Source organism: Streptomyces sp. MB09-02B (assembly GCF_033794485.1).
Lineage (GTDB): Bacteria > Actinomycetota > Actinomycetes > Streptomycetales > Streptomycetaceae > Streptomyces.
In genome coordinates this window covers 1-21,713 of the sequence record NZ_JARGEE010000023.1, presented here as the reverse complement: position 1 = coordinate 21,713, position 21,713 = coordinate 1, and the positions used below count along the sequence as shown (strand labels likewise).

General features: G+C 71.8%; 19 protein-coding genes and 3 pseudogenes. 13 read left to right on the top strand and 9 right to left on the bottom strand.

Annotated elements, in window-relative coordinates:
- Positions 1-100: 100 nt before the first annotated feature.
- Positions 101-655, top strand: a complete 555-nt coding sequence (locus tag P1P70_RS05895) for a hypothetical protein (RefSeq protein WP_319235160.1) — start codon at positions 101-103, stop codon at positions 653-655.
- A gap of 58 nt (positions 656-713) precedes the next feature.
- On the opposite strand, the pseudogene P1P70_RS45675 reads toward P1P70_RS05895, so the two are convergent.
- The 3 genes and pseudogenes from P1P70_RS45675 to P1P70_RS05880 all read right to left on the bottom strand — a co-directional run.
- A pseudogene (locus P1P70_RS45675) lies at positions 714-1,109 on the bottom strand (hypothetical protein); the annotation flags it as partial.
- Positions 1,103-2,449 carry an endonuclease domain-containing protein gene (locus P1P70_RS05885; protein WP_319235159.1) on the bottom strand — a complete coding sequence of 449 codons (1,347 nt, stop codon included), beginning with the start codon at positions 2,447-2,449 and terminating at the stop codon, positions 1,103-1,105. The pseudogene P1P70_RS45675 and the gene P1P70_RS05885, both read right to left, overlap by 7 nt.
- A gap of 151 nt (positions 2,450-2,600) precedes the next feature.
- Positions 2,601-3,179, bottom strand: coding sequence for a serine/threonine-protein kinase (locus P1P70_RS05880; protein WP_319235157.1), 579 nt, complete (start codon positions 3,177-3,179; stop codon positions 2,601-2,603).
- A 153-nt stretch (positions 3,180-3,332) separates the two neighbouring features.
- Here P1P70_RS05880 and P1P70_RS05875 point away from each other — a divergent pair, with 153 nt between their 5' ends.
- On the top strand, positions 3,333-3,584 hold the full coding sequence (locus tag P1P70_RS05875; protein WP_319235155.1) for a hypothetical protein: 252 nt from the start codon (positions 3,333-3,335) through the stop codon (positions 3,582-3,584).
- A 509-nt stretch (positions 3,585-4,093) separates the two neighbouring features.
- Here the strand turns inward: P1P70_RS05875 and P1P70_RS05870 are convergent.
- Entirely contained in the window at positions 4,094-5,104 is a 1,011-nt protein-coding gene (locus P1P70_RS05870; protein WP_319235153.1) for a Gfo/Idh/MocA family oxidoreductase, read from the bottom strand.
- 59 nt (positions 5,105-5,163) lie between these two features.
- On the bottom strand, positions 5,164-5,925 hold the full coding sequence (locus P1P70_RS05865; protein ID WP_319235152.1) for an SDR family oxidoreductase: 762 nt from the start codon (positions 5,923-5,925) through the stop codon (positions 5,164-5,166).
- Between the two features lie 197 nt (positions 5,926-6,122).
- Between P1P70_RS05865 and P1P70_RS05860 the strand changes: the two genes are divergently transcribed.
- On the top strand, positions 6,123-7,175 hold the full coding sequence (locus tag P1P70_RS05860; protein ID WP_319235150.1) for a LacI family DNA-binding transcriptional regulator: 1,053 nt from the start codon (positions 6,123-6,125) through the stop codon (positions 7,173-7,175).
- 20 nt (positions 7,176-7,195) lie between these two features.
- Here the strand turns inward: P1P70_RS05860 and P1P70_RS05855 are convergent, their stop codons facing one another.
- Positions 7,196-8,335, bottom strand: coding sequence for an acyl-CoA dehydrogenase family protein (locus P1P70_RS05855; RefSeq protein WP_319235148.1), 1,140 nt, complete (start codon positions 8,333-8,335; stop codon positions 7,196-7,198).
- 103 nt (positions 8,336-8,438) lie between these two features.
- Here P1P70_RS05855 and P1P70_RS05850 point away from each other — a divergent pair, with 103 nt between their 5' ends.
- Entirely contained in the window at positions 8,439-9,041 is a 603-nt protein-coding gene (locus P1P70_RS05850) for a TetR/AcrR family transcriptional regulator (protein ID WP_319235147.1), read from the top strand.
- 147 nt (positions 9,042-9,188) lie between these two features.
- Here P1P70_RS05850 and P1P70_RS05845 read toward each other — a convergent pair whose 3' ends face one another.
- On the bottom strand, positions 9,189-10,013 hold the full coding sequence (locus tag P1P70_RS05845; RefSeq protein ID WP_319235146.1) for a CDP-alcohol phosphatidyltransferase family protein: 825 nt from the start codon (positions 10,011-10,013) through the stop codon (positions 9,189-9,191).
- Between the two features lie 107 nt (positions 10,014-10,120).
- Between P1P70_RS05845 and P1P70_RS05840 the strand changes: the two genes are divergently transcribed.
- The 5 genes and pseudogenes from P1P70_RS05840 to P1P70_RS05820 all read left to right on the top strand — a co-directional run.
- Positions 10,121-11,101 (top strand): zinc-binding alcohol dehydrogenase, encoded by a 981-nt coding sequence (locus P1P70_RS05840; protein WP_319235144.1) that lies wholly within the window; start codon positions 10,121-10,123, stop codon positions 11,099-11,101.
- Positions 11,102-11,269: 168 nt separating this feature from the next.
- A complete protein-coding gene (locus tag P1P70_RS05835) occupies positions 11,270-11,668 on the top strand; it encodes a 6-carboxytetrahydropterin synthase (protein WP_319235142.1) in 399 nt (132 codons plus the stop codon).
- Positions 11,665-12,942, top strand: coding sequence for a glycosyltransferase family 4 protein (locus P1P70_RS05830; RefSeq protein WP_319235140.1), 1,278 nt, complete (start codon positions 11,665-11,667; stop codon positions 12,940-12,942). Before P1P70_RS05835 ends, P1P70_RS05830 begins: the two co-directional genes overlap by 4 nt.
- Entirely contained in the window at positions 12,939-13,958 is a 1,020-nt protein-coding gene (locus P1P70_RS05825; protein ID WP_319235138.1) for a class I SAM-dependent methyltransferase, read from the top strand. The genes P1P70_RS05830 and P1P70_RS05825 overlap by 4 nt, the downstream gene beginning before the upstream one ends.
- Positions 13,955-15,193 (top strand): annotated as a pseudogene (locus tag P1P70_RS05820) (lysylphosphatidylglycerol synthase transmembrane domain-containing protein); the annotation flags it as partial. The gene P1P70_RS05825 and the pseudogene P1P70_RS05820, both read left to right, overlap by 4 nt.
- A gap of 113 nt (positions 15,194-15,306) precedes the next feature.
- Here P1P70_RS05820 and P1P70_RS05815 read toward each other — a convergent pair.
- Positions 15,307-16,086, bottom strand: a complete 780-nt coding sequence (locus P1P70_RS05815) for a creatininase family protein (RefSeq protein WP_319235135.1) — start codon at positions 16,084-16,086, stop codon at positions 15,307-15,309.
- Between the two features lie 78 nt (positions 16,087-16,164).
- Here P1P70_RS05815 and ribA point away from each other — a divergent pair, with 78 nt between their 5' ends.
- From ribA to P1P70_RS05795, 4 genes and pseudogenes are all read left to right on the top strand, one after another.
- Positions 16,165-16,824 (top strand): GTP cyclohydrolase II, encoded by a 660-nt coding sequence (gene ribA, locus P1P70_RS05810; protein ID WP_215454286.1) that lies wholly within the window; start codon positions 16,165-16,167, stop codon positions 16,822-16,824.
- Between the two features lie 197 nt (positions 16,825-17,021).
- Complete coding sequence (locus P1P70_RS05805; protein ID WP_319235133.1) at positions 17,022-18,167, top strand: FAD-binding oxidoreductase; 1,146 nt, start codon at positions 17,022-17,024, stop codon at positions 18,165-18,167.
- On the top strand, positions 18,164-19,204 hold the full coding sequence (locus tag P1P70_RS05800; RefSeq protein ID WP_319235131.1) for a saccharopine dehydrogenase: 1,041 nt from the start codon (positions 18,164-18,166) through the stop codon (positions 19,202-19,204). The genes P1P70_RS05805 and P1P70_RS05800 overlap by 4 nt, the downstream gene beginning before the upstream one ends.
- Positions 19,205-19,211: 7 nt before the next feature.
- Positions 19,212-20,365: pseudogene (locus P1P70_RS05795) on the top strand (saccharopine dehydrogenase family protein).
- 18 nt (positions 20,366-20,383) lie between these two features.
- Here the strand turns inward: P1P70_RS05795 and P1P70_RS05790 are convergent.
- A complete protein-coding gene (locus tag P1P70_RS05790) occupies positions 20,384-21,610 on the bottom strand; it encodes a serine hydrolase domain-containing protein (protein WP_319235130.1) in 1,227 nt (408 codons plus the stop codon).
- Positions 21,611-21,713: the final 103 nt, after the last annotated feature.

Sequence of the window (21,713 nt, the reverse complement as noted above, 5' to 3'; positions counted from 1 at the left end):
TGGAACAGCACGACCTGAGTTCGAACGGCAGCCTTCCTGCCCCGCAGGACCCGGGGCGCGACGGGACACGCACCGATCCGGGGCGGAACGGGGACGCCCGATGACATGGACACCTGGCCGGCTCCGACGCAAGCGCGTGGTCCTCGCCGTCGGAGCGGCGGCCGCCCTCTGCCTGACCGGCCCGGCCCTCGCTGCCTGTTCGGGCGCGGTCGAGTCCGGCGCGGTCGAGTCCGGCGCGGCTGACAGAGCGGGCGAGGTGCCGGAGTGGGACGACAAGGCCACGCCGACGACGGTCAGCCGGCAGATGAACATCGACCTGCCGTCCACAGCCACCGACGTGCGTGCCGCACACCAGAACGGGTTCCAGGACGACGGGCTGCTGCTGGTCTTCACCCTCCCCACTTCCGGCGTGGACGGCTTCGTGGAACAGCTCGATCCCGAGAGGGAGCTGAGGAGCCGCGCCGAGCCCCGCTCAAGCGTCGCGAAGCCCATGACTCCCTTCTCCCACCTGGGACTCCCCGAACCGGAATCCGTGCCGGACGTGCGGGAAGGACAGATCTGCGCCCCCTGCGACGGCGACTTGAACTCCCAGGCCGTCGCGGTGCACAGACTGGACGCCAGTGAGAGCCGGGTCTACCTCCGGGCCGTCGACTGACGACGATCTTCAGCGACGACCTGCTCCAGACGTTCTCCACATGTTCCAATACTCCGCGTCACATCCCGCCAGGCTGCGTGACGTTGGCGGGCCCTGGCCAGCGACGGCGATCAGGATCGAGACCTGGGTGGGCGTCGGGTCTGGCGGCGGGGGCGACGGGGTACTCATGGAAGGCCTTCCAGACCCTCGCGTACAAGGCGACGTCGTCTACGTCGTCTACGTCGTCCAGTCACAGTTCGGCGTGCCAGTCCTCCGCGGCCACCAGGCGGTCATCGAGGACTGAGAAGCCTAGGCGGGCACGATCTTGATTGAGGCAGTGAACGGGATGATGCCCGGCTCGACGGTGTCCATGTCGAGGTCCATGTCCAGCATCCCAGCAAGGGCGGTCGAGCCGGGCGGCCGGCACCGAGGGCGGGCAGATCAGCGACCGCAACGCCGCTTCCCACATCAGAACAGTTCCAGGTCCTCGCCGCTGGTGTCCGCGATGACCGGCCGGGACTCGGCAGGGAGGCCGTCCAGGCGGTCGGGACCGGCCGCGGCGGCTACGGCAGGGGCCGTCTCGGCCAACCAGGCACGAAACCGCTCGGCGGCTTCGCGGTAGGGGACTCGCGCCAGGACACGGTGCTCGCCGGAGGGGCAGAAGTCGACGGTGACCGTGAGCAGGCAGGAACGGGGCGCGTTCTGACTGCCCGTCCAGGACGCGCGCAGGACACCGCAGGGCTTGCGTCCGCGGGGGGCTCGGTGGGTCGGGCGCAGTGATCGGCAGGCTGTGTGGGCGGTCCATGCGGCGAGGTGCGGCAGGGGCAGGGTGGTGCGTGCGCGGCAGCCGGGGCAGCGGTGCCAGTGGCGGAGCCAGTCGTCGGTATCGGTGTGGAAGAGGCGGGTGTAGCGGTTCGCTACGCGGATGTCGTTGCTGTACAGGTGGTCGGGGCGTTCCAGTGTGTTGCAGGACTGGCAGACGGGGGCGCGGACGTAGCCGTGTTCGTGGCAGTGGTCGAGCACGGTGGCGGGCGCGGTGCGGCAGACGGCGCACGCCCACCCGGCCACCCTGCGGGAGGTACCGGGCTTCCTGCTGAGCACCGAGTACAGCTGCCCTTCCAGCTCTTTGTTGTACGGGCGCGGTGAGGCGATGGGGCCCTCGGGGCTCGTCGTCCGCCGACCGCCGGCGTCTTGGGCCTGCCGGGGACGGGAGGGCGGCTCGGTGACGGCTGCGCGTGCCTGTCGGGTCCGCGCGGCTTGCACCCACTGCGTCTCGGCGTGCTCGGCCGCGTCCAGCAGCCTGACCACAGCACGCGGCAGCCACCACGTGCGCCGCGTCCCGTCGCGGGTCTGCTCCACGAGCATCTGTCGCCAGTCGATCCCCGCCAGGGGGTACGGCCGGCCGACTTCACGTCGTGGTGCCTGCTCGGGGCCGCCCAGCTCCTGCAGTTCTCCCGTGATGCGCAGGCGCCAACGCAGCGGCGTTTCCCCGTCGCACTCCTCCTGCCTCGGCGCCCCACGAAACGGACCGATGCCGACCAGGTCCTGCCGATCCATCCCCACCGCGTTCAGTTCCACGGCCGCCCGGCGCACCTCGACCTCCGGAACACTCCACTGACCGCCGCTCGCCCGCACCGTCGCCACTACATGGCTGCCGAGCAGGACGTACCCCACCCTGGCACGGGCAGGAGAGCAGGTGAATGCCCCAGCAGCCGTCGGCACAGCACTGTCGGCCGTCAGATCGACCCAAAGAGCGTCCGCCGCACCCAGGGTGATCAGGCCGTCCGCGGGACCGGGCATGACACGCTCTGACATACCGACAGGCTAACGGCGCCACCGCGGCAACGGGTCTCCAAGGGCCTATGCCGGCCGGGCCGCCGTCCGCGACTCCCTGTTCCTGAGCATCTGGGTCGTCAGCACTCGCCGTGGGGTCCCTGAGCCCCCGTCGGTCAATCGTGCGCGGCTGTCAGGCGCGGGCCACCACGCTGACGCCGGTGCTGGTCAGCCTGGCCTCGTCGGGGTCGTCGACGATGCGGCCCATGCCGAAGTCCAGGACCTTGACCGTGCCGCCCTGGGTGAGCATGACGTTGGCGGGCTTGAGGTCCCGGTGGACGACGTCGGCGGCGTGCGCGGCGGCGAGACCGGACGCGATCTGGGCGCCGATGGCGGCGGCCCAGGTGACGGGGAGCTGCCGTTCCTCCTCCATGAGATCGCGCAGCGTCTCGCCGTCCAGGAGTTCCATGGCGAGATAGGGAAGGTCACCGTGGTCCTCGGCGACTCCGCCCGCGAGGAGTCGAGTGAGGTTGGGATGGTGGAGGCGGCGCATGATGCGGACCTCGCGCGCGAAGCGCTGTACCGCCTTGGGGTCGGCGCCGGTGTCGATCTGAAGGCCGGTACGGCGACGAAGGACGGTCTTGAGTGCGACCATGCGCTCAGGTGAAACCGCGAGGGCGTTCATGTCCTCGGCCCGGTGGACCTCTCCCATGTTGCCCTTGCCGATGACGTGTCCGATACGGAATCTGCCGTCGACCAGCTCGTGGCTCACGCCCCGCCCCTCTGCCCCTGTGCGGCGGGTTCTCGCCGTTCCGAAACGGAATGCGTCCCCCTGACCTGACTGCGCCACCGCCCATCGTGACAGAGCGGGCACCGCGACCGTGCCGCACTGGGGGTCCTGCTCTCGCGGCTCCGGAGTGCCGCGGTGGGCGGCGTGGTGCCGGAGTCCACCTTCTTGGAGCAGGTGCAGGCCTGGGGGCTCGGTGGTGCCGAGTGGGAACGGCTGCGGGGCGAACTGGCCCGGTTGGAGCTGCCCGTCCGGGAAGCGCAGGTACACACTGACGCGGACAGCCCTGGTATGGAAAAGGTTGCACCGTTCCGTGGGGAAATCGTGATCGCCGGGACTGATGTGGTACGAGCGCGACTCCTGCGCTACGCGGACGCCATGGGCTCGTGACATCCCGGGCCGTGCGCGGAGTGGCGCGCGCGACTGGCCGGACTCGGCGAGCGGGACACGGCGGTGCTGCGGGACGGGGCCCCCAGTTCTCGATGCTCAGCACTCTTGAACACAGAGGCACCGCGGCTCAAACCGCAGCTGTACACATCCGACGCGATGGACGGCCGATACCGCACTCCGGACCTCGGCCGGCCTGGCATCGTGCTCGTCCACCGCAGGAGCGCCAAAGAGCTCGGATTCGACACTGCGGTCATCCCCGACAGGCACGCCGACTCGGCAGCCGAACCCTCGTCGGCCGCGCTCCGCATGACCTGCGACGTGCTTGCCACACGTGCGCGCAACGAACTCCATCTCGCGTACGACGGGGACGGGGAACCGCCCCTGATGGCGCAAATGGGGTCGGGCGTGTTGTTGCGTGGGTGACGGCCCGTGCGCGACGCCCAGCCTGCGACGCCCACCTCATGCCGGGCGGGCGTCGCAGGGGGAGTCTGGGCGTGCGTGGCACTTTCCTAGGAAGCCGCCTTGCGCACCTCGTCCAGCGAGACCGGCCGGTGCTCCGCCACCGAGAGCGTCGCCGCCTCGGCGATCCAGCTGGCCTCCAGGGCGTCGGCGACCGTGCAGGGGGACGTGCGGGTGCCGGCGACGACCTCGGTGAACGCGGTGAGTTCGGCGCGGTAGGCGGGGGCGAAGCGGTCCATGAAGAAGGTGTGCGGGACGCCGGAGGGGAAGGTGACGCCCGGCTCGGCGGAGCGCAGCGGGAGCTGGGTGTCGAGGCCGGCGGCGATGCTGTCCTTCATGCCGTGGACCTCCAGGCGGACGTCGTAACCCCGGGCGTTGTGGCGGGTGTTGGAGATGACGCCGATGGTGCCGTCGTCGAAGGTGAGGAGCGCGGACGCCGTGTCGACGTCACCCGCCTCCTTGATGTACTCCGCGCCCTTGTTGCCGCCCGTCGCGTACACCTCGACGACCTCGCGGCCCGTCACCCAGCGCACCACGTCGAAGTCGTGCACCGCGCAGTCCCGGAAGATGCCGCCCGACACCGCGACGTAGGCCGCCGGCGGCGGGGCGGGGTCGAGGGTGGTCGACCGTACGGTGTGCAGGGCGCCCAGCTCACCGCTGAGGACGGCCTCGCGGGCGGTCACACAGCCCGCATCGAAGCGGCGGTTGAAGCCGATCTGGGCCTCGATGCCGCTCTCGCGCACGGCGCGCAGCACGGTGAGGCTCTCCTCGACCGTCTTCGCCACCGGCTTCTCGCAGAACACCGGGATGCCCGCCTCGACGGCGGCCAGGATCAGCCCCGGGTGGGCGTCGGTGGCGGCGGTGATCACGACACCGTCGATCCCCGAGGCGAACACCGCCTCGGGCGAGTCGGCCACGGTGGCGCCGAACTTCTCACCGGCCGCCAGCGCCGCGGCGGCCACCGGGTCGGAGACCACCAGTTCCTCCACGACGTCCAGCCCGGCGAGAGTCCCGGCGTGGAAGGCGCCGATCCGGCCCAGCCCCAGGATGCCAATGCGCATGACGAGTGTCCCTTTCGAAAAAGTGCGGATGAACGCGGATGAACGAGGTCGGAAGCAGGTCAGTCCGAGGCGCCCGGGACGTTCTGGTCCCAGTCGATCACCGAGCCGGTGACCACGCCGCTGCGGTCGGACAGGAGGAAGACCACGAAGTCGGCGATCTCGTCGACCTGACCGAGCTTGCCCATCGGGAGGGCGGCGGCGGCCCGCTCCCGCCAGTCGTCGTCCGCGCCGTGGAACTCGCGCTGGATCGCGTCCTCGCCCTCGGTCTCCGTCCAGCCGATGTTGAGGTCGTTGATCCGGACGCGGTCCCAGCGGTGGGCGTGGGCGGCGTTGCGGGTGAGGCCCGCGAGGCCGGCCTTCGCGGCGGAGTACGGGGCCAGGTGCGGCGGGCCGCCGTGCGCGCAGTTCGAGCCGATGTTGACGACGGTGCCGGGCGCCGCACGGGCCACCAGGTGCTCGACCACGGCCTGCATGGCGAAGAAAGGGGCGCGCAGGTTGATCGCGATGTGCGCGTCGAACAGCTCGGGTGAGGTGTCGAGGAGCGAGCCGCGCGAGGTCAGGCCCGCCGCGTTGACGAGGCTGTCGACCCGGCCGTGCGCGGCGACGACCTGGTCCACAGCGCCGCGCACCTGCGCGGGGTCCGTCAGGTCGGCTCGTACGAAGGTCGCGCCGGTGTCCGCGGCCAGCCGCTCGCCGACCTCCACGCGGCGGCCCGTGAACGCGACGGTCGCGCCCTCGCGCAGGGCCGCACGGACGACGCCCGCGCCCACGCCCTGGCTGCCGCCGTTGACGAGGACGACCTTGTCCTCCAGTAGTGCCATGTAGGGGTGTTTCCTTTCGATCGGCCCCGGCGAGCCGTGCCGGGGCCTGTGACGGACCTGGCGGTACGGCCTTCCACCGTGCCTCCGCCTCTGTCAGTCTTGGGGCGCGAGGCCCCTCGTACAACCCGCAGCGGACCATCAAAAACCCATCATCCGTGCCACCGCCGACCCACCATCGAGATCCAGGACACACTGCCATGGCGCACCCCTACACGATCCGTGAGATCGCCCGGCAGGCCGGGCTGAGCCAGGCCACGGTCGACCGGGTCCTCAACGGCCGGGGAGGGGTGCGGGAGAGCACCGCCCGTGAGGTGCACCAGGCCGTGCGGGACCTGGACCGGCAGCGGACGCAGGTGCGCATCGGCGGCCGTACGTTCATGGTCGACATCGTGATGCAGACCCCGGACCGGTTCTCCACGGCGGTCCGTGAGGCGCTGGAGGCCGAGCTGCCGTCCCTGCACCCGGCGGTCGTGCGCTCCCGTTTCCACTTCCGGGAGACGGGGTCGGCGACGGAGATGGTGCGGGTGCTCGACCGGATCGGACGGCGCGGCTCGCAGGGCGTGATCCTCAAGGCGCCGGACGTCCCGGAGGTCACAGCCGCCGTCGAACGGCTGGTCGCGGCCGGGGTTCCCGTGGTCACGTTCGTGACCGACCTGCCGAGCAGCCCGCGCGGCGCGTACGTCGGCATCGACAACCGGGCCGCCGGGGCGACCGCCGCGTATCTGCTCCGGCAGTGGCTCGGCGACCGGCCGGGCGCTGTGCTGGTGACGCTCAGCCGCAGCTTCTACCGCAACGAGGAGGAGCGCGAGATGGGGTTCCGGGGCGTGATGCGGACCGTCGCGCCGACCCGGACGCTGGTGGAGGTCACCGACAGCGACGGCCTCGACGCGACCCAGCGGGACCTCGTCCTCGACGCGCTGGAGCGGGAGCCGGGGATCGCCGCCGTCTACTCCATCGGCGGCGGCAACACCGCGACGCTCGACGCCTTCGCCGCGCTCGGCCGCGAGCCGCACGTCTTCGTCGCCCACGACCTGGACCACGACAACACCCGGCTGCTGCGCGAGCACCGGCTCTCCGCCGTGCTCCACCACGACCTCCGCCAGGACGTCCGCCGCGCCTGCCAGACGATCATGCGCGCCCACCGGGCCCTGCCCGACGAGGGCCCCTTCCTCCCGTCGGCGATCCAGGTGGTGACGCCGTACAACATGCCGCCGGGGGCCGGCGCGGTCGCCGGCCAAGGGCCTGTCTGAATGTTCCCGCCCGTGCGGCTTCAGCGGCTCAGGCTGCGGCTGATGACCAGGCGTTGGATCTGGTTGGTGCCCTCGAATATCTGCATGATCTTCGCCTCCCGCATGTAGCGCTCCACCGGGAAATCGCGGGTGTAGCCGTAGCCGCCGAGCACCTGGACCGCGTCGGTGGTGACCTTCATGGCGGAGTCGGTGGCGATGAGCTTGGCGACGCTCGCGTGGCGTCCGAAGGGGAGGCCGGCGTCGCGGCGGCGCGCCGCGTCGAGGTAGGTGGCGCGCGCGGAATCGACGGCTGCGGTCATGTCGGCCAGCAGGAATCCGAGGCCCTGGTGATCGATGATCTTTCGACCGAACGTGGTGCGCTCGTTGGCGTAGTCGACGGCGGCGTCCAGGGCGGCCTGCGCGAGGCCGGTGGCACAGGCGGCGATTCCCAGGCGGCCGGAGTCGAGGGCGCTGAACGCGATCTGCAGGCCCTGCCCCTCGCCGCCGATCAGCCGTTCGGCCTCCAGCAGCGCCCCGTCCCAGTAGGCGGAGGTGGTCGGGATGCCCTGCAGACCCATCTTCCGCTCCGGAGCACTGAAGGACAGGCCCTCGGCGGTACCGGGTGCCAGGAAGCAGGAGATGCCGCCGTTGCCGGGCGCGACGCGGGCGAACAGCGCGTAGAAGTCGGCCTTCCCGCCGTGGGTGATCCAGGCCTTGGTGCCGGTGACGCGGTAGCCGGCCGCGGTGCGCTCCGCCTTGCAGGCGAGGGAGGCGGCGTCGGAGCCGGCCTGTGGTTCGGAGAGGCTGTAGCCGCCGACCAGCTCGCCGGCCAGCATGTCGGGCAGCCAGCGCTGCTTCTGGGCCTCGGAGCCGAAGGCGTTCAGTGGGTGGCAGGCCAGGGTGTGCACGCTGGTGGCCACGGCGACGGCCGCCCACCGGGCCGCCAGTTCCTCCAGTACCTGCAGGTAGACCTCGTACGGCTGGGACCCGCCGCCGTACTCCTGCGGATACGGCAGGCCGAGCAGCCCGGCCTTGCTCAGGATGGCGAACAGGCCCTCGGGGTACGCCTCGGTGCTCTCGTGCCGCTCGACCCGAGTGGCGAGCTCTCGATCGGCGAGGTCGCGGACGAGCGCGATCAGATCTTCCGCTTCCTCGGTGGGCAGCATGCGGTCGACGGCCATGTCGAACTCCATACGGTACTTGAAGCGGTACTTGAAACGGTACTTTGGTTGGTACTTGAGTACCGTTTAGAGTAGCGCACGGTCGCCCTGGAATACTGATCGAATGACTGAGACCTCCGCCGTGGGCACCCCGAAGCTGACCGGGCGCGGCGCGGCCCGTCGATCGGAGCTGTTCGAGGACCTGGTGGCCCTGCTGATCGGTGAGGGGTTCGCTTCTTTCACGCTGGATGACCTCGCCGCCCGGCTGCACTGCTCCAAGCGCACCCTGTACGGGCTGGCCGGCAGCAAGGAGCAACTGGTCAGGGCGGTCGTGGTGCACTTCTTCCGGGGCGCCACCGCGCGGGTGGAGGCCGCACTGGAGGCCGAACCCGACCCCGCCGGACGTCTGGCCGCCTACCTGGGCGCGGTCGCAGCCGAACTCGCGCCGGTCTCGCCGAGGTTCTTCGACGACGTGGCCGCGTTCGAGCCCGCGGCTGAGGTCTACGAGCGCAACACGCGCGCAGCGGCCGCCCGGATCCAGCAGCTGATCGACGAGGGTGTGGCGGCCGGCGTGTTCCGCGAGGTCCACGTGCCCTTCGCGGCGGAGGTCATCACCTCGGTGATGGTGCGCATCCAGCAGCGCCAGGTGGTGGCCGCGACGGGCCTGGACGACGCCATGGCCTACGCCCACCTCGCCGAGCTGCTCCTGCACGGCCTCGCCCGCTGAGCCGGGCGGGGGCGCGGCCTCACGCCGAAGACCGCTGCTCTGGCCGATCAGGTCCTTCTGACGATTCGCTGCTCGGACCGTTCTCCCGTCCGCCGCGTCCCGCAGTCGTACGGTCCCCGAGTTCCGGACCGTCGGGTCCGGTCCCGTTCAGCTCGTGACGAGCTGGGGCGCCCGGCGCTCGACAGCCGTCTCGACGGCGCTCTCCAGGGCCACGGTCACCGTCCCGTTCACGGACGCCGCGGTCATCGGCTCGCCGAGGCCCTCCCGGTTGCGGAACAGCCACGCGATGTCCCGCCCGAACGACCAGAGCAGCGAGCCCAGCGCCAGCGCGACCAGGCCGAAGCCCGCCGAGTACGGCAGCAGACCGGAGGCGGCGACCAGCAGGAACACGCCCTGGACGGCGGCCACGGTCTTGCGGGCCATGCTGTGCGGCAGGGAGTTGTTCAGCCACGGGGCGACCTTGGCGGCGGCCACGAAGACGTACCGCATGAGACCGATCAGCAGCACCCACGGGCCCATCGACATCGCGACGTACACGCTCAGCACCAGGATCAGGAACGCGTCGACCTCCATGTCGAAGCGGGCGCCCAGCGCGGTCGACGTCCCCGTCCGGCGGGCCACCTGGCCGTCGACACCGTCGAGGATCAGCGCCACGGCCGTCAGCCCGACGAACAGCGAGACCGGCGGCGAGCTCTGGAAGGAGTCGGCGACCAGCGCGGTGACGGCGCCGACGAGTATCGCCCGGCCGAGCGTGACGCGGTTGGCCGGGCCGAAGGTACGGGTCCGGGTGCGCAGCAGGGCGCGGTTGAGGACCGCCCAGGTGGCGAGCCCGAAGGCCAGCCCGGTCAGCCAGCCCGCCGGGCCCAGTCCGATCGCCGTGCCCAGGAAGGCGAGGAGCAGCACCTGGGCGCCGGCGCCCACGGTCGTCTCCGAGAGCAACAGCCGGCCGTCGTATGTGTTGATCAGGGCCACCGCATACCTTCCGAACGTGTGACAAGTGGATCATCGCCGCGTACCGTGTCCGCGAACTTCCACCGCTGCGTACGTGGCGAACCGCTCGACCGTTCACGGAGACGCACATGAAACCGACTGCCAATGCCTTCTGGCTACGCTCCCCGGGGCAGGGCGAGATCCGTGCGGAGACCCTCGCCGCCCCGGTCGACGGCGAGGTCCTGGTCCGCGCGCTGTACTCAGGAGTCAGCCGGGGCACGGAGACGCTCGTGTTCCACGGCCGAGTGCCCGAGAACCAGCGCGCGACCATGCGCGCGCCCTTCCAGGAGGGCGAGTTCCCCGCGCCCGTGAAGTACGGCTACCTCAGCGTCGGTCGGGTGGAAGAGGGGCCCGACGCACTGGTCGGCCGGACCGTCTTCTGCCTGTATCCGCACCAGAGCCGCTACGTCGTTCCCGTGAGCGCCGTCACCGTCGTGCCGGAGTCCGTTCCGGCGGAGCGTGCCGTTCTGGCCGGAACCGTGGAGACCGCCGTCAACGCCCTGTGGGACGCCGCGCCCCTCATCGGCGACCGGATCGCCGTCGTCGGCGGCGGCATGGTCGGCTGCTCGGTCGCCGCGCTCCTCGCGCGCTACCCGGGCGTGCGCGTCCAGCTCGTCGACGCGGACCCGGCGCGCGCCGCCATCGCCCACGCCCTCGGCGTCGACTTCGCCCTGCCCGACGAGGCGCTGGGCGACTGCGACCTCGTCGTGCACGCCAGCGCGAACGAACAGGGCCTCGTCCGCTCCCTCGAACTCCTCGCCGCCGAGGGCACGGTCATCGAGCTGAGCTGGTACGGCGACCGCCGGATCGCCCTGCCGCTCGGCGAGGCCTTCCACTCGCGCCGGCTCACCGTCCGCAGCAGCCAGGTGGGAACCGTCTCCCCGGCCGCCCGCGTCGGACGGACGTACGCGGACCGGCTGGCGCTCGCCCTCGAACTCCTCGCCGACGCCCGCTTCGACGCCCTCGTCACCGGGGAGTGCGCCTTCGAGGACCTCCCGGAGGTCATGCCGAAGCTCGCGAGCGGAGAGCTGCCGGGGATGTGCCACCGGGTGCGCTACGACGCCGAGTGAGCCAGTGAGTTGAGCGTTCTGGTTGGTCCCACCCGCCCCTGAACTGCCCGAACGGAACGCTGACCGCGAAGAAACCGGAAAACTCGGCTGAACAACGGGTAGGAGGCAGCCGTACTACACGGCATGCCCCGGCCCGGGGGCAGACGTACCGCACTGGAGGGTCGTCCGTTGTTCAGCATCACCGTTCGCGATCACATCATGATCGCCCACAGCTTCCGCGGGGAGGTCTTCGGACCCGCGCAGCGCCTGCACGGCGCCACGTTCCTCGTGGACGCCACCTTCCGGCGCGCCGAACTGGACGACGACAACATCGTCGTGGACATCGGGTTGGCCACCCAGGAGCTCGGTGCCGTGGTGAGCGAGTTGAACTACCGCAACCTCGACAACGAGCCCGCCTTCGCCGACACCAACACCTCCACGGAGTTCCTGGCCAAGGTGATCGCCGACCGCCTCGCCGAGCGGATCCACAAGGGCGCCCTCGGGGAGAACGCCAAGGGCATCGCGAGCCTCACGGTCACCCTGCACGAGTCGCACATCGCCTGGGCGAGTTACGAGCGTGCCCTGTGACCGACGTGACCATCGACCGGGCGGCCGTCGGCACCACCGCCCAGGCAGCCGGTGCCACGGACCGGGCGAACGGAGCCCAGGTGAAGGGCGGGGCCAAGGCGAACGGGGGAGAACAAGTGAGACTCGGCTATGTGCCCGTGCAGAACGCGGCGCTGAAGAACGCCGCGATCATCCCCATGTCGCTGCGTTCCGTGCACTTCGTGATGCCGGGCGGCGTCGACGACCCCACCCGGCCCAGCGGCGGCAACGCCTACGACCGGCGGATCTGCCTCGATCTGCCCGGCTTCGGCTGGCAGGTGCACAAGCACGCGATCGACGGCAGCTGGCCCCGCCCGGACGAGACGGCCCGCGCCGAACTCGCCCGCACGCTGGGCGAACTCCCCGACGGCACGGTCGTCCTCCTCGACGGACTGGTCGCCTGCGGCGTCCCCGAGATCATCCTCCCGGAGGCCGAACGCCTCTGCCTGGCCGTGCTGGTGCACCTGCCGCTCGGCGACGAGACCGGCCTGGAGCCCGAACTCGCCGCCGAACTCGACGCGAAGGAGCGCACCACCCTGCGGGGCGTGTCCGCCGTGATCGCGACGAGCGAGTGGGCGGTCCGCAGACTCGTGTCACACCACGGGCTCGCCCCCGACCGGGTCCATGTCGCCGCCCCCGGCGCCGACATCGCGCCCCTCGCCTCCGGCACCGACGGAGTCTCCCGGCTGCTGTGCGTGGCCGCGGTCACCCCGCGCAAGGGGCAGCACCGGCTGGTGGAGGCCCTCGCGACCGTCACCGAACTGCGCTGGAGCTGCGTGCTGGTCGGCGGGCTCGACCAGGAGCCCGAGTACGTCGACCACATCCGCTCGCTGATCGCGAAGTTCGGCCTGGAGGACCGCTTCCACCTCGCCGGACCGCAGGCCGGCGCGGAACTCGACGCCAGTTACGCCGCCGCCGACCTGATGGTCCTCACCTCCTACGCCGAGACGTACGGCATGGCGGTCACCGAAGCCCTCGCGCGCGGCATCCCCGTTCTGGCCACGGACGTCGGCGGTCTCCCCGAGGCCGTCGGCCGCGCCCCCGACGGCGGGGTGCCCGGCATCCTCGTCCCGCCGGAGAACCCGGCGGCCATCGCCGCCGAACTGCGCGGCTGGTTCGGGGAGGCCGACGTACGGCGTCGGCTGAAGGCGGCCGCGCGCGGGCGCCGGGCCGCGCTGGACGGGTGGGCGACCACGGCCCGCAGCCTTGCCCATGTACTGGGCAGGCTGCGGCACGAACCTCGGAGGGCCGCATGACCACTTCTGCCGATATGACCATGTCCGCGGGCGGGCCCCTGTCGACGGGCGGGCCGCTGCCCACGGGAGCGACCCCTTCGCCGGGTACGCCGGTCGCCGCGGCCGGTGGGACCACGGCCGCCGGGGGGTCCGCCGGCGGGGTGCTGAGCATGGCGGGACGCGGGGGAGACACGCCGTCGCCCGAGGGCCACCAGTACGCGCCGCAGTGGCTGGAGTTGCGCGAGAGCGCCGACGCCGACGCCCGTGCGGCGGATCTGCTGGACCCGCTGCGGATCCGTCTCGCGAACCTGCCGGGTCGTGCCACCGGGCTGACCGTGCATGACCTCGGCTGCGGCACCGGCTCCATGGGCCGCTGGCTCGCGCCCCGGCTGGACGGCGCCCAGCGGTGGGTGCTGCACGACCAGGACCCGAACCTGCTGCGGCTGGCCGTAGCGCGGGCGCCGCGCGCCGCCGCCGACGGCAGCCCCGTCACGGTCACCACGCGGCGCGGTGACATCGGTCGGCTGACGGCGGCCGACCTCGACGGTGCCTCGCTGGTCACGGCGTCCGCGCTGCTCGACGTCCTCACCCGCGAGGAGATCGAGGCGCTCGCGGCGGCCTGCGCGGGCGCCGGGGTTCCCGCGCTGCTGACACTCTCGGTCGTGGGCCGCGTGGACCTGGTCCCCGCACACCCCATGGACGCCGAGATCGCCGAGGCGTTCAACGCCCACCAGCGCGAGAGCGATCTGCTCGGTCCGGACGCGATCAACGTGGCCTGTGAGGCGTTCGCCCAGCGAGGCGCCACGGTCCGGGTCCACCCGAGTGCCTGGCAGCTCGACACCCGGCACACCGCGCTCGTCGAGGAGTGGCTGCGCGGCTGGGTCGGCGCCGCCTGCGAGCAGCGTCCCGAACTCACCGAGCGCGCCGAGGCCTACCTCCGCGACCGCCTCGCGGCCAACGCGGCCGGTCAACTCCGCGTCGTCGTCCACCACAGCGACCTGCTGGCGCTGCCCCGGCCGAAGGGCGGAGCCTCATGACGGCACCGGTGGAGGAGACGGTCGAGGCCCACCCACCGGCGACGGGGGAACGCATACGCCTGCGCCCGCGCGGAGTCCGGGCCCGGGTGAAGGCGGGCACACCGGGCGCGCGGGCGAGGGTCCGCGCGCTCACACCCGGCGCGCGCTCACCCGAACCGCAGCCCGTGGCGGCGGTACCGGGTGCACGCCCGCCGCGGACCACGACCTCGACGCCCCGTACTCCTTCGCCGGTGGACGCGTCACCGGCGCCGGCCAGCTCGTCGGCGGTGGCGACGACCGCGGGTTCGCGTACTCCCTCACCGGCGGTCGCGTCCGACGGCCCCTCCGCCTCGGAGCGGACTCCCGCTGCGGCGCCCGCGGCGCCCGGTCCGGCACCCGCCGGGTCCCGGACCGGCTCCCGGACCGGCTCCCGGTTCGTCCGTGTGCTGCGCACCCACTTCGGCACCCTCGCCGGAACGGCGATCCTCGTGGTCGTGTTCTGGCGCATGGGCACCGGAGTGTTCGTCGACGGGCTGCGGCGGATCGACGGCGCGACGCTCGCGGCGGCCGTCGGGATCGGTGTGCTGACCACGGTGTGCAGCGCGTGGCGTTGGTGCGCGGTGACGCGGGCGCTCGGGCTGCGGCTGCCGCTCGGCCCCGCCGTCGCGGACTACTACCGGGCGCTGTTCCTCAACGCGGCACTGCCCGGCGGTGTCCTCGGCGACGTGCACCGTGCGGTGCGGCACGGACAGAGCTCCGGCGACATGGGCCGGGGCGTGCGCGCGGTGGTGATCGAGCGCACCGCGGGCCAGTTGGTGCTGGCGGTCGTGGGCGTAACGGTCCTGCTGGTGCTGCCGTCCCCCGTGCTGGAGCAGACCCGCCACGCCGCCGGTGTGACGGCGCTCGCCGCGCTGGGCGCGCTGGCGATCTGGGCGGCGGTCCGGATGGGCCGCGGGCCGAGCGCGTCCGCGGGCGGCCGGGGCCGCAGGATCAGGGCCGTCCTCACCGAGGCGCGCGGCGTGCTGCTCCACCGCGACAGCGGGCCCGCCGTGCTGTTCTCGTCCGTGGCGGTCCTGGTCGGATACGTGGCGACGTTCCTGCTCGCCGCGGACGTCGCCGGCTCCGCCGCGACGACGCTGGAACTGCTGCCCCTCGCGCTGCTGGCCCTGATCGCCATGAGCCTGCCGCTCAACGTGGGCGGCTGGGGCCCCAGGGAGGGCGTCACCGCCTGGTCCTTCGGCGCCGCCGGCCTCGGTGCCTCGCAGGGGCTGACCGTGGCCGTCGTCTACGGTGTGCTCAGCTTCGCGGCCGCCCTGCCGGGAGCGCTCGTGCTCGTCGGACGCTGGTACGGCTCCCTGCGGGCCCGCCGTCAGTCACCCGCGGGGGAGACCGGAGGGGGAACCGGACCCTTGCCCCAGGCGTCCGAGGTGACCAACGAGAAGTACGCCCCGAAGGATTCCACGAATCCTGCCAGCAACTCCTTCCCCTTCGTGGCGGACGCCAGGGACGGACGGCCGATCACACCGGAATCGGTGTAGGCCGACATACCGAGGGAGAGGAGATGACGGCGGTCATCGGCAAGGAAATCGGTGGTCTCGTGACCGGGTCGGACCAATTCGGGATGGCAATGCAGAAGTATGGAGGTCTCAATTTCTCCCGCATGCATATCACTGAGCAACGAGGTCTGTACGCCCGCCCGTTCGCGCGCGGCGTCCCAGTCCTCCATCGCCGGGAAAAGCGCCATTCGATGTCCCGCCGCGGTGGATTCCTGGACGACATTGCCCAGAACATAATTCCCGCCGTGTCCGTTCACGACCACCAGCGCCTCGACGCCCGACCGGCGCAGGGACGCGGCGATGTCGTTCACCATCGCGTGCAGCGTCGTCGCGGAGATGCTGACCGTGCCCGGCCAGGCCGCGTGCTCGTGCGAGCAGGCGATGGTCACGGGCGGCAGCAGGTGCACCGGGTACGCGGCGGCTATCTCCCGGGCTATCGCGCAGGCGACCAGTGTGTCGGTGGCCAGGGGCAGATACGGACCGTGCTGCTCGTAGCTGCCGACCGGGAGCACCGCGACCTGTCGGCCCGCCGCCGCCCCCCGCGCCCGGACGTCCGCGGTGGTGTCCGTCGGTACAAGACTCGAACTGCTCATCTTTTCACGGCCTTTCGTCTCTGCTGATGCTCCGTCATTTTCGCATGACGTCAGGACTCACCAGATAGGAACCAGATCATGACAGAAAATGTTGGTGTACTCGGCACGAATGCCAAGTCCTCCGGCGCCGTACGCGTGGTGAACGCCCCCCTGCCCACCACCTACGGCGACTTCGAGGCCGTAGGTTATCTCGACCAGGACCGCGGCGAGGAACAAGTGGCTCTGGTGTACGGCGACATCAGCGGCGGTGAGGGAATTCTCATCCGGCTGCACTCGGAGTGCCTGACCGGTGACGCGTTCGGCTCGCAGCACTGCGAATGCGGCGAACAGCTCGACAGCGCGCTGCGGGCGATAGTCGCCGAGGGCCGCGGCATCCTGGTATATCTGCGCGGTCACGAGGGCCGCGGCATCGGCCTGCTCGCCAAGCTCCAGGCGATGAAGCTCCAGGCGGAGGGCCTGGACACCGTCGAGGCCAACCTCGCCCTCGGCCTGCCGGTGGACGCCCGCGACTACCGGGTGGCGGCCGAGATGCTGCACGACCTCGGCGTACGGTCGGTCCGGCTGATGTCGAACAACCCGCGCAAGCGGGAGGCGCTGCTGCGCCACGGCATCAAGGTCTCCGAGCAGGTGCCGCTGCTCATCACGCCGTGCGAGGACAACATCACCTACCTGCGCACCAAGCGCGAGCGGCTCGACCACTACCTGCCGCACCTGGACGCGGTGGTCCACTCGTCCTGAGCGCCGGGGTCCGCGCGGCGGCCGCCCGGAGGCGACTCCGACCTCGGCCGCCGCGCCCGCCGGCCCACGCACGCCCTCAGGCCCACGCACGCTGTCCCTTCAGGCAAGTACACGGGCGCCCCGCATGAACGTTCGCCCCGGGTGGAAGACCTGACTCCGTCGGGCATCGCGACCACGGTCGGACGAAGGGAGCGTTCGTGATCCGCAGCGCACGGGTCGTCGTCATCGGCGGAGGAGTCGTCGGGACGAGCATCGCCTACCACCTGGCCGCCGCCGGAGTGGACGACGTCGTCCTCGTCGAACGCGACGAACTGGCCTCCGGATCGACGGCGAGGGCCGCCGGCGGGGTCCGCGCGCAGTTCTCCGACGAACTCAACATCCAGCTCGGCGCCCGGAGCCTGGAGGCGTTCGGCCGCTTCCGGCGAGAACTCGGCCACGACATCGGCCTGCACCGCGTCGGCTACCTCTTCCTCCTGACGACCCCCGACGAGGTCGCCCAGTTCGAGGCGGGCGTCCAGCTCCAGAACGACCTGGGTGTGCCCAGCCGCATGGTGGACCCCGAGGAGGCCCGGCGGCTCTCCCCGCTGATCTCCACCGACGGCCTGCTGGCCGCCGCGTTCTCGCCCGACGACGGCCACTGCACCCCCGAGTCCGTGGTCCACGGTTACGCCGCCGGGGCCCGCCGCCACGGGGCGATCGTGCTGCGCAACTGCGAGGTTCTCGGCATCGAGACCTGGCGGGACACCATCACCGCGGTGGTCACGAGCAAGGGCCGCATCGTCACCGACACGGTCGTGTGCGCGGCCGGCGCCTGGTCCCGGTCCGTCGGCGCCATGGTCGGCGTCGACCTCCCGGTGGAACCCCTGCGCCGCCAGATCGCCGTGACGGAACCGGTCCCGGACCTCCCGCCCCACCTCCCCATGACGATCGACTTCACCAGCAGCCTCTACTTCCACACCGAGGGCCCCGGCCTCCTCGTCGGCATGTCCGACCCCGACGAACGCCCCGGCTTCGCCACCGACACCCACGACCGCTGGATCCCCCGCCTGTACGAGGCCATGCGCCGCCGCGCCCCCTCCCTCCTGGACCTGCGCCGCACGGGCGGCTGGGCGGGCCTGTACGAGATCACTCCGGACCACAACGCCCTGATCGGCGAGGCCGGTTCCTGCTCCCGCTTCCTGTACGCGACCGGGTTCTCCGGCCACGGTTTCCTCCAGGGCCCGGCGGTCGGCGAGGTGGTCCGCGACCTGTACCTGGGCCGCGTACCCTTCGTCGACATCAGCCCCTTGACCGTCGACCGGTTCACGGCCGACGCGCTGCGCCCGGAGGCCAACCTCGTATGACCGATCTCCACTTGTGGCTCCGCCACGAGACCCGCACCACCGAACGCCGCACCCCGATCGTGCCCGCCGACGCCCGGCGGCTGGTCGAGAGCGGCGTACGGATCACCGTCGAGGACTCCCCTCAGCGGATCTTCCCCAGGGAGGAGTACGAGGAGGCCGGCTGCCAGGTCGCCGAGCCGGGCTCGTGGGTGTCGGCGTCGGCGCGCGCGGTGATCGTGGGCCTCAAGGAACTGCCGGACACACCGGCTGAACTGACGCACCGCCATGTGTTCTTCGGGCACGCCTACAAGGGGCAGCCCGGCGCCGAGGCGTTGCTGCGCAGGTTCGCGGCCGGGGGCGGGGCGCTGCTCGACCTGGAGTACCTGGTGGACGACCAGGGCCGCCGGCTCGCCGCCTTCGGCTTCTGGGCGGGCTACCTGGGCGCGGCCCTCGCCGTGCTCCACCACCGGAGCGCACTGCGTGCCCCGCTCGTCCCCACGGCGAAGGAGGAGATGGAGGCCGAACTCCGTTCCTCCCGGGGGGACTTGACCGCGCTGGTGATCGGCGCCCTGGGCCGCAGCGGCCGGGGTGCGCGGGTCGCCCTCGGCGAGGCGGGCGTCGAGCCGACCTGCTGGGACCTGGCCGAGACCCGTGACCTGGACCGACCAGCGCTGCTGGCCCACGAGTTGATGGTCAACACCGTCCTGACGACCAGCCCGGTCCCCCCGTTCCTGACGGACAAGGACCTCGACGACCCGGACCGCCGGCTCCGCACCCTCTCGGACGTCACGGTCGACGTCGGCTCACCCATGAACGTCCTGCCCGTCTACGACACGACCACCGAATGGGACCACCCGGTCCGCCGACTGCGCGAGCACCCCCCGCTCGATCTCATCGCCATCGACAACCTGCCCTCCCTGCTGCCCCGCGAGGCGAGCGCCGACTTCTCGGCCGCGCTGCTGCCGCAGCTGCTGGACTTCGCAACGGGTGGGGCGTGGGGGCGCTGCCTGGACCGATTCCGTAAGGCGAGCGATGAACTGGACCTCACAGAAGGGTAGTTGCCCGATGACCGAGGTGGTCCCCGCGAGCGGCACCGTCCACTGGGTCGGTGCCGGCCTGTCCACGGGCAGCGGCCTGGCGGTGCTGTGCGACACCGCCGCCCGGGTACGGCTGTGGCACCGCACCGAGGAACGCGCCGAGCGGGCGCTGGCCGCACGCGGTCTGGCGGGCCGGGCCGAGCCCCGTGCGTACACACTGCGCGCGCTCACGGCGGACCTCGCGCCGGGAGACGTGGTGATCTCCATGCTCCCGGCACCGGACCACGCCCCACTGCTCGCCGCCTGCGTGGGGGCGCGGGCCCACTTCGCCTGCTCCAGCTATGTCTCCGACGCGGTCCTGGAACAGGTGCCGGCGGCCGAGGCGGCGGGCGTCACCGTCCTCACCGAGGCAGGCCTGGACCCGGGCGTGGACCACCTCTTCGCACACAGCCTGATCGACCGGGCCACCCGGGAGATAGGGCCCGAGACCCCCGCCACGTACACCCTCACCTCGTACTGCGGCGGCGTCCCGGCCGTCCCCAACGACTTCAGGTACCGCTTCAGCTGGGCCCCGGCCGGGGTGCTGGGCGCCCTGCGCTCACCGGCCCGCTACATCGAGGACGGCGCCGAGACGACGGCCGACCGCCCCTGGACGGCCACCCGCCCGCACGTCGTCGACGGCGAGACCTTCGCGAGGCCTACCCGAACCGCGACAGCGTTCCCTTCGTCGCCCAGTACGGCCTGCCGTCGGCCTGGACACCGAGGACCTTCGTGCGCGGCACCCTCCGTCTCGACGGCTGGCTCACCGCCTGGGCCCCGGTCTTCGCGGAACTGGACCGCGGCGACGACCGGCGCATCGCGGAGCTGGCCCGTGACCTCGCGGCCCGCCACCCGACCACCGACGCCGACCGCGACCGGGTCGTCCTCGCCGTCTCCCTCGACGTGCGCGCCGACTCGGGCGGGGAGTGGTCCGGCCGCTACCTCCTCGACGCGATCGGCACCGAGGAGGAGAGCGCGATGGCCCGCCTGGTGTCCCGCCCCCTGGCCCTGGGGGTGGGACACATCCTGGACGGCTCACTGCCGACGGGCCTGAGCAGGGCGGCGGAGACGGGGGAGCGCTCGCGGGCATGGCTCGCCGAACTGGCTGAGGCCGGTGTGGAGTTCACGGCGCGAATCGACTAGAGGCGCCGAACGACGTGCTCAGCCCACCACGGCCTCATGAACCAACCGCTTCAACTCGGGATACACCGAGAACGACGACCGCCGCCGCACCTGCGTCATGAACTGCACCGTCAGATCACGCCGAGGATCCACCCAGAAGATCGTCGTCGCCGCCCCGGTCCAGCCGAACGTCCCCAGGGACGACGGGGATTCGGTCACGGCGGGGTCGATGACGACGGACACCCCGAGCCCGAAACCGACGCCCACATTCCCCGGCTGCCGATGGAACGCGCTGCCGTGCGTGTGGATGTCGACACCGCCCGGCAGCTGGTTCGTGGCCATCATGCCGACGGACTCGGCGGACAGCAGCCGTACGCCGTCGAGCTCCCCGCGCCGCCGCAGGAACTCGGCGAACCGGTGGTAGTCGTGGGCGGTGGCGACCATCCCGCCGCTGCCGGACAGGAAGCGCGGCCGGCCGCGCACCGGGAGACCGGGCACGGGTGCGATCGAGCCGTCCTCCTGCTCCCCGTACAACTCGGCGAGCCGCTCAGCCTGTTCGGGGGTCACCTGGAAACCCGCGTCGGTCATCCCGAGCGGGCCGAGGATCCGTTCGGCGAAGAACACGTCGAGGTCCTGGCCCGAGACCACCTCGACGATCCGGCCGAGGACGTTGGTGGAGACGGAGTAGTTCCACTGGGTGCCCGGCTCGAACTGCAGGGGCAGGCGCGCGTACTCCCCGATCGTCTGCGCCAGCGTGGCGCCCGGCCGTACCGAGCTCTCCAGACCGGCGTCGCGGTAGAGCGCGTCCACCGGGTGGTCGTAGTAGAAGCCGAAGGTCAGGCCCGAGGTGTGGGTCATCAGATGCCGGACGAGGAGGGGCTGCTCCGCCGGGCGGGTCCGGACGTCGGCGCCCTCACCGGACTCGTACACGCGGGGCTCGGCGAACTCCGGGAGGTGGCGGGAGACCGGGTCGTCGAGCGACAGCCGTCCCTCCTCGACCAGTATCAGCGCGGCGACGGACGTGACGGGCTTGGTCATGGAGTACACCCGCCACAGCGTGTCCGTCTCCACGGGCAGCCCTGCCGCGCGGTCGCGCGCTCCGTACGTCGTCAGATGGGCCACGCGGCCGCCGCGGGCGAGGGAGAGGAGGTAGCCGGGCAGGCGGCCCTCGTCGACCTGGAGGGCGAGGTACTCGTCCAGGCGGGCCAGGGTCTTCGGGGCGAGGCCGGCCTCGCGCGGTTCGACCTCTCGGCGCAGTCGTTCCATGGTGGTTCTCCTCCGGTGGCCCGGGTCACGGCTCGCGATCATGCTCGTCGCCTTCACGCTTCTTGTCTTCATCGTTCCGTACTGATCGCGTTCCATCCCTCGT